This window comes from Streptomyces sp. Je 1-332 (assembly GCF_040730185.1).
Classification (GTDB): domain Bacteria; phylum Actinomycetota; class Actinomycetes; order Streptomycetales; family Streptomycetaceae; genus Streptomyces.
Map to the genome: position 1 here is coordinate 5,995,603 of NZ_CP160402.1, position 15,097 is coordinate 6,010,699.

The following is a 15,097-nucleotide window of genomic DNA, read 5'->3' on the forward strand; positions in this document are numbered from 1 at the left end:
TTCACTGTTATGCTTTCCCGTTTAGCTTTCGATATTCTTGCAGGACGTCATGAGAATAGCCACTTCCTTCGATGTGGCCCTCTCGAACGGCACGCTCCAGGGTTGCTTCGTCCATGCCAGAGGGATGGGCTGAGTCCGCTGCTGCGGCGGCCGCCTGTGTTGCCATTGCAGTTGAGGTCTTGTGGTCCTCCCATTTCTCGCCAGCTTGATATAGGGCAGTTTCGGAACTGTCAAGGGGGTCACCGAATAGCTTGTCAATCATTTGGCCACTAATGTCACCCAAGGCGACAACGGCCAAGGCACCTCCAACCGGAGAGGTCGCCGCCCCGACTCCGACGCCGATTCCCACATTAGTGAGGCTTTTCGTCCAGGTTTTCCATTCTTCTGTATTCTGATTGAACTTTTCGTCACCAGCTTCTGACTTCTGCAGTGCCGAATCTGCGCGAGCCAATCCGGCGATTCCTTGAACTTCGGAACTTCTCGAAGAAAGTTCGTGAAGCTTTTCGGCTGGGGTCCCGCCGTAGGCGTCCGGGTTAGCGAAATGATAATCGATTAGGTCGCTGGCGTAAACGGTTTCCCCGATGTTTATGGCCTTGTATCCTTCAGGGGTTTGCCCAATTTCATACATGTAACGAGTGATGTCTTGCTCGCTGAATTTTGCTTGGGCTGCACTAAGGGGATATAGATCTTTCAATGTATCCCCGCCGCCGTCTCCTCCTGACAGGGCGCGGTGGATGTCCGGCATATACTCCGCAGCCATTTGGCCGAAACTTCGCCCCATCCCATCATGAAATTTGAAGTCGCTAGAGGGGTCTGAGACTCCTTTCACGATTCTCGTCATGATTTCTGCCTGATCCCTATTGTGGGGAGGAGTACTTGCGCTTGGCCCAACATCGTAGGCGTGCCCAGTTGTTGCCGACTCCAACGCGTGAGAAAGTGATCGATGGCCTGCAGACGCCCCCGTGTCACCATCACCAGTTCCATCCGACGGCCATTCTCGCTCGGCAGTCAGGTAGTCGAAATTTTCGTCCGACGACATGAACTTGGTGGAGGCTTCTGGGTTATGTCCCAGAGCCTCCATAAAGCCAGTCATCGGGTCTTGTCCGCGATCGTCCTTCGATCCGAAGTTTAGATCTGCGTCGGAATGCCTCATCCAGAGGTCGGAGGGTGTGTACGGGCCCTCGTTGAAGTGTTTATCTTCCTTCTTTAGTGCAGTGCCGTACTGATCGAGGAACTGGGTGTCATATTTTCCTTCGCGCATCAAGTTGCTCATCACTTGAAAACCGTAAGGCCCACCAGCGTTACCTCCCTCGATCTGCCTTCCTCCGAGGTCGATGACCTGCCGTTCCCACTTCTGCATAGCCGCACTGTCAGAATGGGTAGCGGCGGCCAGCGTCCTGCTCAGATTGTCTTGTAGTGAAGTTAGCTGATCCAGACGAGCCTTGCTGTGTTCGTACGGGATCCGCGTATTTCCCTCTTTCTGGGGGTCAGCCATCTCTGCCCAAAACTCGAGTGCACCCTTGGCCCCGAGGCCGGTGGTGAACTTCTCGTTAAAGAATGGGTCCCCCTCGTACTTGGCCAATATCTTGTTCATCTGCTCTACCTGGCTCGTCTTCATTTCATCGCCGAGCCTGGCCAGTTTGATCATTTTCTGAGCGTCTTGCTCTGCCTCTCTACGTTCCCTCTTGGCTTCGCTGATGCTTGACGGCGCTTCGGTGTTGAAACCGCGCTGCCGACCATTCGCATCCATGGTGAGCGCCCAATTTAGTGCTTCATCTGCGGTATCGGCGTTGGTCAATGCGACTTTGATTCTGTCATTGCAGCTTCTCACGGTTTCAATGTATGCCTTCTGGATGGAGGTAGTGCTTCCTTTGGCATCAGCCGGGGGGTTGCAGTAGACGGTGCCGTCGGCTTTGACGTGCAAATTTTCGTCTTCACGCACGTACTGCTCTACGAGTTTAAGGTCCTCCTTAGCTGCTCGGAAAGCTTCCAGAGCACTCTTGAGCAGGTCGTATACATCCTTAGCCTCATCGGATGCAGCTTTCATCTGCTTCTCGATGACTGGGAACTTCTCCAGTGCAGCGTGTGCCGTTTCGCCAGACCACTCAGACTCTCGTAGTCCTTGCGTGACCGTTCTTCCGAATGAACTGGCGATCGTATCAAATTGCTCGGGAAGATTTCGCCAACTGTCTACAGCCTCAGAGAGTGTGGAGAAGTCTGCTTTGATCATTTGGCTATAAGTGAGCGCCATTTAGCTCTTCTCCTTCTCGCCATGCAGTTTCTTTGCAGCCTGCAACCGCTCTTCCTCTTCTGCTTTGAATGAGGCTGCGGAGACTCTGAGATTGTCGGCTACTCCATTCTCCAGGAGTTCGTCCATGTACTTCATCTGACGTCGCCATCGTTTCTGGAACGTGGCGATTCCGGCGTTTGATTTAAACCCCTTGAGTTCGACCTTCTCGGTCGAACCCATAACTTTATTGTCGGCGTCCTTGAAGTTTCCGCGTACGATTTCTGCCTTTCTTGCTCTCTCTTCGAGTAGGCTAGATGATACGTTCAGTTGAGATTTAGACCCTCCGCGGTCGTCATATCCTCCGCTATTGAGTTTCATCTGGGCTCGGTTAGAGGCCTCAGTTCGGGCCGCCTTCCAATCGTTATCGAAATCCACAAGGGCCTCTCGAGTGCATTCAAAGTATGAGAAATTGGAGGATCGGGACGTTACGACGGATGAGGCCGATCGGTTTCGGATCAGTCGGGAACCGGGGAAGGGGCTCCACGTCGAGAGCGGACGACCCACACTGTGATGGTCCCTCCGATGATTGCGGCAGCGCCAAGCCCTAGAGAAAGCCAGGGAATTAGGTGGCTATTTTTGTCGACCGACGCTGTATTAACTGGCTCGGTGCCACTGTTATTCTCTCTGGTGTGGCTGGGCTGGGGCTCTTTGGAGGAAGGAGTCTTGGCCGCTGCAGCCAGGTCGGGCAGGGGGTACTCGTTGGCAGGTCCGGGGGCGCCCGGCTCCTTCAGAGCTATGCGCGGGCGCACGGCGCCGTATCCGACAGAATCGTCTCGGGTCCAGCTGTCCTTGTTTCCCTGCATCGTATTGATCAATACACGCAGAACCTGGTTGTTCGTCCAGGACGGATGCCTTGACCAAATGAGTGCCGCAGAGGCGGATGCCAGCGCGGTAGCCCCACTGGTGCCGTCACCCTTGCAGATCTGTGTTCCCTTTGAGCATGCCGAAATCATGTCCTTGCCCGGTGCTACAACGTCGACCTGTGGTCCCCACTGGGAGGATTTCAGGTACTTGACGTTCTGATTGATAGCTCCGACACCAACTACGCCAGGCGTTGCGGCTGGATACTCGGGGAAGTTGGACTTGTCTCCGCTGTTTCCTACGGCGGCGAAGATCAGTTTTCCTTTACCGAGGGCGTACTTGACCACCGAGGCAAGGGCCGGCGTACTTACATTCTTCCGTCCTGGAGCATTGGAGGACCCCATGGAAATGTTGATGATCTGAGCCTGCGAGTCTGCTGCGTAGCGGATTGCTCGAGTCATCACCCGGGAGTACTCGGCTTTACTGTCTACCTCGCTGCCATCCTCTGTGGAGTAACGCATGCGGATGGGTAGGATCTTGACGCCCGGCGCAAGGCCATACGAACCGTTCAACTCTCCCCGCGCGCCCGTGGCGGCAATAAGCGCCGCCATGCTCGTCCCGTGGCCTTCGTGGTCCTTGTGCTCGTCGCCTGACTTCGCTGAGTAGTCCTTGCCGTCGAGAACCTGACCTTGCAGATCCGTGATGGAGTCGCTCACTCCCGAATCGATGACAGCGACCGTGACGCCTTTTCCCGTGCTTGTCTTCCACATCTCCTCCGCGTGCATGGCATCGAGATGCCACTGACGTCCACGGATGGATTCGTCAGCATGGGCCGGGGATGCGGTGACGGCGGTCAGGAGCAGGCCGACAGTGGCCGACACGGAGGAGGCAGCCATGTGCCGGTGCTTGCGGTTGGTGCGCATGTGTCATACCTCGCTGATGTGTTGACTCGTGGTGTCAGTCGACAACCGGGGGGACGACGCGTCGGTTGCTGTGCTGCCAGGTCTCTTCGTCTTCAGCGAGATAGTCGGGCCTATCACCGCGTTGTTCGTCCCCTTGTGAACCGGAGGTACGTGGCGGAGGCGCGATGCCGCCACGCCCGGCCGCGGTACTTCCCGGTTGGTCAGTGCCCAGCGGACGTACCAGGCCGGAGCCGCCAGGAGTAAAGGGTTGCGAAGGCTTTCGGCCTGTTTGAGGGATACGCCCCCCCATGGTGCTTCTGCCACTCGCAGATGGGCTGCCTCTATGTGTCCCGATCGGGCCACCCCCCATTCCGCCCATACCTGGGGTGACGCCTCGAGCCATCGGTGTACGGCCCTGCATGCTTTCGTTCCCGATGACAGTCCCTCGAGGAAGGCCGCCGGCTGGGCGGCCGGACCCTGGTGGAACAGGGCGGCCACCAACGATGCCGGACTCGCGCGGCATGGAAGGACGGATGCTGCCCGGCGGGACTCCTTGGCCGGGCGGCAGCGAGGGACGTGTGGTCGCAGGCAGACGGTTCGGCGGAGGGCTGACCGACACCCCGGGGTTATGGGCGAACGCAGGCGGAATCAGACCTGGTTGCACGGAAGGTGGGACGTCGAGTCGCTGCGGACCGGGGTTGGGGCCCGCTGTAGGCTGTGATGGAGAAGCTTGTGGCGTCGTTGTGATTCCGTCGATCTCCAAGGTCGGCGCCCGAGAGGGCTCGACATCGCGTGGCGATGAGGGCGATGGCACGGATGCACCCACGACCCCACCGGAAGCGTTGGATGGAACAGTGGACGCATCGGTCCTGGCTTGTTCTCCGGAAGCGGCAGGTGCAGCGGATGCTGAACTTCCTGGCGAAGAAGGGCTCTGCGGGACGGGAGCGATCTGAGTCCCTTGCGAGCGCCACTCCTTCTCCTGCATGTGATCGGCTGGTGGCGAAAACGTTGGTGGCGTCTGACTGTTTACTTGCTGGGCCGAGAACTGATAGGTCTGCGCCAGCTTCCGCATTCGCTGCGCGGCCTCAGCTTGTGCCGCGTCGATTCGCCCCTGCGCGGCGGTCGCGTCCGACTGGGACGTCTGCGTCACTTTTTGTGCGTCCGGATCGTTCTTCGCCCCCTGCGCGGCCGCCAAATTCTCGTTGGCACTGCGCAGCTCGACCTTCGCTGTCTTGGTTTCCGAGACATCCGGCATGGACGCCTTGGCTTCGGCGATGGCGGAGCTGACTTCGAGCATCCAGCGCGAAGCGACCTCGCTGTAGTCGCCAAGTTTCAGCGTGGAACTAGCCGCTTGGTTGCCCCAATCCCGGAAGGCGTCCCCGGCCTCGCCGCGCCACTCCAAGCCCTTGACGTGCTTCTTCAGGTCATCACCGATCTTGGTGATCGCCGAAGCGGCCCCCGACAGCTTGGCGGCCAGTTCTGCGGCACCGGCCGGGCTTGCGGACTCGAGCAACGCCACGAGTTGCTCGTGCGTCATCGACTCGAAGTCCGTGTGCGCGACCTTCGGCTCTCTGCCCTTCGACCCCTCAGGCATGACGTTTTCCCCCGTTCCTCAATTGAATGCGGTCATCAGAGGCCTGTTTCCCGACCTGGCTTTCTCGGGCCGGAAGGGCTGCCGTCGCCCTGCCTGTACGGATCTCTCGAGGCGTCGTAATACCCCTCTGCCTCCGCGTTGATCGCCTTCATGCGCGCCCGGATGTCGTCCTCCAGGTTGTCGTAGCCCACCCGGGACGCATGGACAGCGAGGCCAAGCCCTTCGATCTGCGCGCCCAGCGCCTTCGACAGCTTCTCCAGTTCGTCGTGCACGATCTCGTACGACTCGTACAGGAACTGGGCCTCCTTGAACTCCCCGGAGCCCAACTGGGCACGCGACAAGCGATCTGCCCCGACTGTGCCCGGCGCTGCCGGCGAGCCCTCAAGATCGCTCAGTAGGTTGTCGACGCGCCTCTTGAAACCCTTCATGGCGCCGGCCTGAATATCCAGGGCCATTTGTGGATTCACGCCGTAAAGGGTGTCAAAGGACTTGCCCGTATCTGGTGTCTCACGCCCTGCGTCGCCATTCTTGGCGCTCGAACTTCCCACGCCTGCCTCCCCGTTGAGCTGAGCCCCGCTGGTCAGTCAAGTCTCCGACAGCACTCTAGTAGTGCTGTCGCATCAGCCCCACCTGTATCAGGGCTGTCCCGCGCTTTCGGGACACGAACGTGCCCCGTCCCTGCGGCATGGCCCGTGCGCGCACATTGCCGAGAATGTCGCCCTCGCTCGGATCGCCCGACAGCACTACGCCCTGTGCCCCGAGCTCCTTCACTCGCTGCATGAACGACTCGTACATCGACCGTGAAGCGCCGGCGGAGCTGCGCGCGATGATGAACTTCACGCCGACGTCGCGTGCGAACGGCAGATGCTCGACCAGTACGCCCAGTGGATTGACGGAGTTCGTGGCCACGAGTTCATAGTCATCGATGATCACGAACAGCTCCGGCCCGTTCCACCAGCTCCGATCGCGCAACTCCTGAGGGGTGATGTCGGGCTTGGGAGCGCGCTTCTCCATGAACGTGGCGATCGCGTTCATGTGTACATCCATCGCCGACGCCATCGGCGCGTACTCCAGAAGGTGTTCCTCCGAGACCGCTTCCAGCATCGTGCGGCGATAGTCGCCGACCACGATCCGTGCCTGAGCGGGTGTGTATCTCTCCGCGATCTGCTTCGCGATAAGACGCAGCAGATTCGTCTTGCCCGATTCGCTTTCGCCGAAGACGAGGAAGAACGGATCTGTCTCGAAGTCGACGAAGACCGGTTCCAGGTTCGCTTCGTCGATGCCGATCGCGATGCCGTTCTGCGGAAACTCAAAGCCCTTCGGCAGTTGATCGGCGGGCATCTTGCGGGGCAGCAGTCGAACCGTTGGTGCTGCGGGACTACGCCAGTGGCTCTTGACTGCTTCGACCAATTCAGTCGTCGCGTCCGACAGAGTCCCGGCGTCGGTGGAGGAGTCCACACGCGGCATCGCCGTCATGAAGTGCAGCTTCTCCGGTACCTGGCCACGGCCGGGCACCCCGGCGGGGACGTTCATCGCCACCTTGCGGTCGAATTCCGAATCCATGACGTCGCCGAGCCTGAGCTCGAGCCGGCCCAGCATCTGGTCCTTCAGGGCCGCTCGTACCTCCATGTAGCGCGATGCCGAAACGACCACATGGACGCCGTAACCGAGCCCGCGGCCCGCGATGTCGTGGACGACTCCTTCGAGCATGTCGTAGTCGTTCTTGAAGCTGCCCCAGCCGTCGATGATCAGGAACACATCGCCCCATGCCTCGCCCGGCAGCTGACCGGCTGCGCGGCGACGCCGGTACGTCGTGATGGAGTCGATGCCCTGAGTGCGGAAGAACTCCTCGCGGCGATTGAGGATGCCTACGACCTCCGCGACCGTCCTGCGCACCCGCTCCGGGTCGAGCCGCGAGGCGACTCCACCTACGTGGGGAAGATCGGCCACTGGTGCGAGGCCTCCACCTCCGAAGTCCAGGCAGTAGAACTGGACTTCGTGCGAAGTATGCGTGAGCGCGAATGACGTGACGAGGGTGCGCAGCAGCGTCGACTTTCCGGACTGCGGTCCGCCGACGACGAGCATGTGACCGGCCGCTCCGGAGAAGTCGCGGTACAGCACCTCACGCTTCTGCTCGAAGGGCTTGTCGATGAGGCCGAGGGGTACCACGAGCCCACCCAGTCGCGCATACTCGCCCGCCTGCAGACCGCGCTCCGGTGTAGTGGTGAGCGGTGGCAGCACCTGGTCGAGCGGCGGGGCCTGGTCCAGGGGCGGCAGCCACACTTGGTGAGCCGGGACACCCTGGCCTTCCAGGCGACGAACGACCACGTCCAGGACCGTGTCGGCCAGCGCCTCGTCTTCCCGTAGGGAAGCCGCGCGCGCACGTCCGGGGTCAGGAGCGGCGTAGGTCGCCGCTACCGGCGCCGCTGTGAACAGGGCGGGTCGGCGCTCGATGGGGAGCTGGTCCGGAGCGGGAGAGGTTCCGCCCGCTCGATACACCCCGGACACATACGCTGCCTTGAAGCGTGTCATCTCGTCCGTGCCGAGCTTCAGGTAACCCGAGCCCGGCACCGAGGGGAGGTGATAGGCGTCCGGAACCCCAAGGGCCGTACGGGACTCCGAGGCAGAGAATGTACGCAGACCGACCCTGTACGACAGGTACGTGTCGAGGCCTCGCAGCTTGCCTTCCTCCAGGCGCTGCGACGCCAGCAGCAGGTGCACGCCCAGGGAGCGGCCGATGCGGCCGATCTGGATGAACATGTCGATGAAGTCAGGTTTGGCCGTGAGGAGTTCACTGAACTCGTCAATCACCAGGACCATCGAGGCCAGGGGCGCGAGCGGCGCGCCGGCCGCGCGCGCCTTCTCGTAGTCGTGGATGTTCGCGTAGTTGCCCGCGGAGCGCAGCAGTTCCTGGCGGCGCTGGAGCTCCCCTCGAATGGCGTCGCCCATGCGGTCGACGAGGGTTAGGTCGTCGGACAGGTTCGTGATCACTGCGGCCACGTGAGGCAACTCCGACATGCCTGCGAACGTGGCGCCACCCTTGAAGTCCGCGAGTACGAAGTTCAACGTCTCCGACGAGTGCGTCACCGCGAGGCCGAGGACGAGCGTCCGCAGGAGCTCCGACTTGCCCGAACCGGTCGCCCCCACGCACAGCCCGTGGGGGCCCATCCCTTCCTGGGCGGCCTCCTTCAGGTCCAGCATGACCGGCTGGCCGTCCTCGCCCACACCGATCGGCACACGCAGTCGCTCGGCTGTCGAGCGAGGTCGCCACGTGCGCGTGACATCGACCGATGCCGCGTCCCCGAGGTTCAGCAGATCGGTGAAGTCCAGGTTGGCAAGGAGCGGTTCGTCGTCATCCCCTCCGCCCATGCGCAGTGGCGCGAGCTGACGGGCGAGAGCCTCCGCGGCAGGAAGGGTCAGCCCGTCCGGCGCCCCTTCGTAGGCGATGCCACCGCCCGATTCCAGGCGAAGACGGCCGGGGCGCGCGACGACGGAAAGGCCACCGCGTGGCTCGTCGAGCTCGCCGGACACCACCTCCACGATGGTTACGCCCTGCAGTCCCTCCTGCGCCGCGAAAACAGAAGTGGGAGGTACCAGGCCGCCGTCGAGAATGACCACGATGTGCGGTTGGTCGAGAACAGGCTGTCCGTCCCGGCTGAATCTCGGCCGCCCGTCCAGACGCGCTGCAAGGTGCTGCTCCAGTTCACCGAGGTCATCCCCGAACAGCCTCTTCGTGCCCGCGCCGTCGACCTGCCCCGGCAGCTGGCAGTGCGGAAGCCACTTCGTCCAGTCCCAGCGCCCGACGGCCCCCGGCGCCGCGACCACTGCGATGACCAAATCCTCCGGGCCGTGCAGTGTGGCCAGTTGACCGACCAACGCACGCGCGGTGGCCTGCGCGGTCTCCGGCTCGCCGGAGACCGTCAGGTGGTAGAAGGCGCGCAGCGAGACGGCCACAGGAAGGTTCTCGATCGAGCTGTGCACGGCGATGAAGCGCTGCATGGCGCCTGCGGCCAATGGCTCCAGCTCGTCGACGGGGGCCGTCTCCGGCGCCACCAGAGGGGTGGCGAGCTGTTGCGGACCGAGCCCGAGCCGCGCCTGCCCGAAGTCGCGATCGCCCACGCGTCGTTCCCACAGGCGGCTTCCCTCGGCGACCACCGCCCACAGCTGATCCGGTGAGGGATGGAGGTAGAGCTGAGCGTCGCGCTGCCTGAGAGCTGTCCCGCGCACCTTGCGCCTTGTCTGGGCCAGGTACTTGAGGTAGTCACGGCGCACGTCGGCCATTTGCCCTTGCGTACCCCTGCGGTACCTGACCACCTGTGCGATCACCATCGCGACCGTCGACGCGAGCATGACGACACCCATGATCCGCATGAACGGATGGGCATTGGGCGAGGCGAAGAAGAACACCACCGACGAGCCCATGCCGAGTGTCGGCAGGACCTGCATCAGCACGCCCTCCTGCTGCCCGCGCGGCAGTTCGGGAGGAGCTTCCAATTGCAGGTCAAGCGTGGGCACTTCGGGCGGCAAGGAACGTGGCGGGCGCTTGACGACGATTTGGCTCACCGGAACATCAATCCCTCTATTCGGAAGGGCAGTTCCGCACCGGCGCCCCCGTGGCGACCGACTCCCTCCGCGCATGCATGATCCTACGTGCACCCACTGACAGTGCGTAGCGGTAGGGTGACGCGTCAGTGTGCGCAACCGCGAATCAGGGGGTCATTAAGTGAGTTCGCCCGTAGCGACGGGGTTCTGCAGGGTTACGGTCGTCGCGCCTGACAGCCGTATCGATGTCGCGCTTCCCGAGGACATCGCTGTTGCCGACATCTACCCGGAGATCCTTCGCTTGACGGGGCAGACTCAGGCAGCCGGCGTACCGACCGGGTACAACCTGGTGCGCCGCGACGGGACTGTCCTGGACGGTGCGCGCACTCTCGCCGGCCAACGGGTTCTCGACGGCGACGTGTTGAACTTGCTCCCTTTCTCCGCCTCCCTGCCGCCCGCGGTCTTCGATGATGTAGCGGATGCCGTTGCCACTGCCGTCACGCGCGACCGACGCCTGTGGCGTGACGACCTGTTGCGCATCGCGGGGCTCATCGGTGGTGTGTTGCTGCTCGTCCTGATGGCGTTCGTTCTGTGGTACGCCGACCCCGTCGTTCATGACATGCACGGGCTGCCGGGCATCATTGCGGGTGCCGCGGGCCTGCTCCTCATAGCGTTCGCCGGTGCGCGTGCGCGCGTGTACGCGGATAGGGCATCCGGAACCGCCCTGGGACTCGGCGCCTTGCCACTGCTGCTCATCGCCGGATCCGGCATCACGGGACCGGGCCCAGGGGAGGGGCCGGGAAAGCTGCAGTTTCTGCTCGGCTGCATCACTGTCCTGGTCGCTTCGGTCGTCCTTGTAGTGCTGGCGCCCCACAGCGACGCTGCCTTCGTGGCCGCCACATTCCTTGCGGCGGCGGGGGTTCTGGCCGCGTTCGCTGCGATCGTCACCGAGGCATCGGCCACGGACGCGGCTTCGGTCGCCGTTCCCGTAACCATCGGCCTGGTCGCGTTCCTTCCGGGCTTGTCGTCGCGCTTCGCCAGGCTGCCCATCGGTTACGCCTCCCCGCGCAGTGCGGTGCAGGATGACTTCGACGCCGACCCGAACGGGGCCCCTGATACCGCGCCTCTCGACGCGGAGCGCATCGCCGCACAAGCCCGCCGCGGCCACGAGCTGTTGCTCGGCCTTGTCGGCGGCTCCGCAGCCGTCGTGGCGGGAGCCGCTGCCGTCCTGAGTTTCTCCGACAACGTCTGGGGTCAACTTCTGGCGCTGGCCGCAGGTTTGGCGGCAATGCTGCGTGCCAGGCTCTTCCGCTACACCGCGCAGGTCGCTTGCGCGCTGGTGGCAGGTATTGCCGCGATCTCCCTCCTGGTGCTCGGCCTTGCCCTGAACCCGCCGGGCGACGCCATGAAAGAGCTACTCCTTCACCAAGACCGGGGCCCCCTGGACCTGCGTACCGCCTGGCTCACGGTTGCTGTTGCCGCCGGATGTGCCTTGCTGACGGCCATCGGCCTCATCGTTCCCCAGAAGGGCCTGTCCCCCTTCTGGGGCCGCCTCCTCGACCTCGCCGAGTCGGCCGTACTGCTTTCCTTGGTACCGCTCTGCCTCGCTGTCCTGGATGTCTTCAACGCGGCTCGCTCACTGACCAGCTAGGCAGGCGCGCAGCAGGTGGCAGTGTCGGCTGCCGGGGAGGGGGAACATGCATGCGGAAATAGGGGAAGCCGGGCGGCGTACTGGGCCGTACACGGCACTCATCGACCTGGATGATGGCTCATACGGGGTACTGGCGCCGGAGAGGCGCTTCGTCGCCCGTGGTGCGGACGCTGACCGCATGGTGCTGATCAGCATCCCGCTCCCTGGTACTGACCCACAGCGATTCATGGCTGAGGCCGAGGCGTCCCGATACCTCCTCAGCCCCTGGGCATGCCCCGCAGTGGAGATCGCAGGCGCGGGGGAGCCGCCGTGGCACGCCCGCCCCTATCTGCCGATGCTCCCGCTCCCCACCGCCCTCGCGGTGCACGGCGGGCCCCTTCCGGAGCGCACGGTTCTGGCTCTAGGCGCCGCACTCGCAGAGAGCCTTGCCATCTGCCACGGTCAGGGTTTGACGCACGCCGGTATATCGCCCGCCGCCCTGTTCCTGGCTGCAGACGGTCCTAGGCTCACCGGCTTCGGAGCCGTACGAGTCGCCGCCCCCGACGGGACATCACGGGCAGGGCTGCCGGGACTTGAACCGGGCAGCCTCCCGCCGGAGCAGGCCGCGGGCGGGCGACCGAGACCGCTCGGAGATGTCTATGCACTCGGCGCGACCCTGGCCTATGCGGCAACTGGCCACACCACCCCGGAGCGGGAGGAACTCACGCCTGTTCTGCGTACCGTCATCGGGCGATGTCTTTCCCGGGACCCGCAGGCCCGACCTCAGCTGACAGAGTTGATGGACACCTTTCTCCCCGCCGCATCTCAGGCTGACTCCTCGCCGAACAGCGCTGGCCTCCCTGCGACGCCGGCCACGTATACCGCTGGGCCGACACCGCGGGCGACTGCGTTGCTCGGCCCCGGCTGGCTGCCCGGTCGTGTCATCGCCGCCCTCGCGCATCAGTCGTCCGTGTTGCTCGCCGCGGAGAGGGCAGTTCCCTCCAGCCTCACCTGGGCGCCGCCCGTTCCCTATGGGGCGCATTCACTGCGCCCTGGCACCCCCCCCGTCCCGTCCGCCCACAGCCAGAACTGACGCCACCCATGCCCTCGCCCCTTGCCCACGACGACCCGCATGCCCTGGGCCCCTACCGCCTCATCGCCCGGCTGGGCACCGGAGGCATGGGCACCGTCTACCTTGCGCGGTCGGCCGGAGGGCGCACCGTCGCGCTCAAGACGATGCACGCCCACATCGCCTCGGACTCCGCCGCCCGTACCCGTTTTCGTCTGGAGGTCGACGCCGCCCGTGTCATCGGCGGTCACCATGGCGCCCATGTCGTCGACGCGGACCCACTCGCCGGTACCCCATGGCTGGCCACCGAATACGTCCTGGGTCCGCCCTTGGGTGAGGGCGTCACATCGGCAGGGCCTCTGCCCGAGCAATCGGTACGTGCCCTGGGCGCCGCCCTATGCGGGGCGCTCGGCCAACTGCACCGCTCTGACGTGGTGCACCGGGACCTGAAGCCGTCCAACATCATGGTCACCGCATACGGCCCGAAGGTCATCGATTTCGGCATCGCTCATGCACTCGGCGACATCCGCCTCACCCGCACAGGTGCCGCGGTGGGCACCCCGGCATTCATGTCGCCAGAGCATGCGACCAACCAGGAACACGCGCCGGCAAGCGACGTGTTCGCTCTCGCGGGTGTACTGGTCTTCGCCCTCACCGGGCGTGGCCCCTTCGGGGAGGGGCAGCCGGCCGACCTGTTGTACCGAGTGCGGTACGCCGAGCCGGACCTTACGGGCGTGCCGACCAGCCTCGCACCGACCCTGGCGCACTGTTTGGCCAAGGATCCGCTCCAGCGGCTGAGCACGATGGCGCTCGCCGGCCAACTACACGATGGCAAGGGCGATTTCGCGGACCATCTGCCGGAAGTTTGGCTCGCGGAGATCGGTCGGCGAGCGACAGAGGTCTGGCAGTTCACGCCCCAGCGACTCCCCGCCCCGGTGGAGCGACAGCCGAGTCCGTCAGCGGCACCACAATCGCCCCGCCCGTCCCGTCGTCGGTTGCTTGCAGCGGGAACTGGCCTGGCGGTCGGCACGGCGGCAGCGGTAGCAGGGGTATGGGTGTGGCGCGGGAGAAGCGAGGAGGCGGCAGCCGAAGGATACAAGGGACCTGCTCCGGGACCTGTCGTCAGCGAGCCCCCCAGAAGGAAGCTCGACTCTCTGTGGCAGATCCAGGTTGCCGAGCCGCCGAACGAGGAACTCCTGGCGCCTCAAGTGCCGCTCACCACGCGCGATCTCGTGGTGTTCGTGGCGGGCTCCGGACTGGGTGGCGTCACCGCGAAGACGGGAAAGGTCAAGTGGGTCTCCGACCAGATGGAACGCACCCACCAGACCGTCTCGGACGGCGAACGTATCTACCGACTTGTGGAACCGGAAGGATCCAAGGGCCACAAAGGGGACACCTGGCCGCTCCTCATCGGCGCCGTCGATCTCTCCAGCGGTGCGGCGGACGAACCCTCGGCCGAGTTTCCCGAGTTCAACGGTGTTATCGGTGAGAACCAGCTCCTCTGTGCCGCCGACGACGTCTTGTATCTGGCGGCGGGCCGGGGAAACTACGCGGAAGGCATGAAGACGGGGTTTCTCGCCAGCCAGACCTGGTCGCTACTCGCCGTTGACATCGGCACAGGGAAGAAGTTGTGGACCAAGCCGCTGCCATCGCGGCCGGACTCGAGCGTCCGGCTGCACTTCCTGGCGGCCGCGGTCGTCGGCAACCGCCTGGTGTACCTCCAGGAAATGAATGACGGCACAGTGCATGCTGCTGTTCGGGATACGCGCACTGGCAGAGTCCGTTGGGACAAGCCGGTGGATGTCACCCCGGACCGTGCGCGCCTACCGCTGGCCACGGACAGCGAACATGTGTATCTGGGCGGAGACCGACTGCAAGCCCTGCGGCTCAGCGACGGCGCCCGCGCGTGGGACTCGAAGTCTGCGAGGCCCGGCCGGACATACAGCCCGCCGGCGGTCAAAGATGGCCTTGTCTACGCGGTGGAGAACGGTACGGGGCTCGTCGCGGTCGACTCCAGAAGCGGAACCCCGCGGTGGACGGAGAGGGGAGGGGACGGCGGCGAGGATGCGTCCCTCGGCGACCGGCCCGTCATCGGTTCGGACCACGCGTACAGCAAGTCCGGCTCAACCCTGCGTGTCATCGATCTGTCGTCCCGTAATACCACCAAGACCTACACGACGTCCGGGAACCGCTTCGTCGCCCATGAGCCAAGCCGGATGATCGTCGCAATGGGAGGGCATTTCGTGGCCTCCTTCCCCCTGAAGTGATC

The 15,097-nt window shown here is 63.8% G+C and carries 8 protein-coding genes; 3 read left to right on the forward strand and 5 right to left on the reverse strand.

All coding sequences use genetic code 11. The features are described from left to right. Positions 1-7: 7 nt before the first annotated feature. From ABXJ52_RS27265 to eccCa, 5 genes are all read right to left on the reverse strand, one after another. A complete protein-coding gene (locus tag ABXJ52_RS27265; RefSeq protein ID WP_367045288.1) occupies positions 8-2,251 on the reverse strand; it encodes a hypothetical protein in 2,244 nt (747 codons plus the stop codon). Then, on the reverse strand, positions 2,252-2,608 hold the full coding sequence (locus ABXJ52_RS27270) for a hypothetical protein (RefSeq protein WP_367045289.1): 357 nt from the start codon (positions 2,606-2,608) through the stop codon (positions 2,252-2,254). A gap of 137 nt (positions 2,609-2,745) precedes the next feature. Continuing rightward, positions 2,746-4,014 carry a type VII secretion-associated serine protease mycosin gene (gene mycP, locus ABXJ52_RS27275; RefSeq protein ID WP_367045291.1) on the reverse strand — a complete coding sequence of 423 codons (1,269 nt, stop codon included), beginning with the start codon at positions 4,012-4,014 and terminating at the stop codon, positions 2,746-2,748. Positions 4,015-5,622: 1,608 nt separating this feature from the next. Further along, positions 5,623-6,042, reverse strand: coding sequence for a hypothetical protein (locus ABXJ52_RS27280; protein WP_367049313.1), 420 nt, complete (start codon positions 6,040-6,042; stop codon positions 5,623-5,625). Between the two features lie 148 nt (positions 6,043-6,190). Then, entirely contained in the window at positions 6,191-10,150 is a 3,960-nt protein-coding gene (gene eccCa, locus ABXJ52_RS27285; protein WP_367049315.1) for a type VII secretion protein EccCa, read from the reverse strand. Between the two features lie 160 nt (positions 10,151-10,310). Between eccCa and eccD the strand changes: the two genes are divergently transcribed. Genes eccD through ABXJ52_RS27300 form a run of 3 tightly spaced genes read left to right on the forward strand, consistent with a single transcriptional unit; the run spans position 10,311 to position 15,095 of the window. Continuing rightward, complete coding sequence (gene eccD, locus ABXJ52_RS27290) at positions 10,311-11,780, forward strand: type VII secretion integral membrane protein EccD (RefSeq protein WP_367045292.1); 1,470 nt, start codon at positions 10,311-10,313, stop codon at positions 11,778-11,780. 46 nt (positions 11,781-11,826) lie between these two features. Further along, positions 11,827-12,852, forward strand: coding sequence for a serine/threonine protein kinase (locus tag ABXJ52_RS27295; protein WP_367045294.1), 1,026 nt, complete (start codon positions 11,827-11,829; stop codon positions 12,850-12,852). Positions 12,853-12,860: 8 nt separating this feature from the next. After that, entirely contained in the window at positions 12,861-15,095 is a 2,235-nt protein-coding gene (locus tag ABXJ52_RS27300) for a protein kinase (protein WP_367045296.1), read from the forward strand. Positions 15,096-15,097 lie beyond the last annotated feature (2 nt).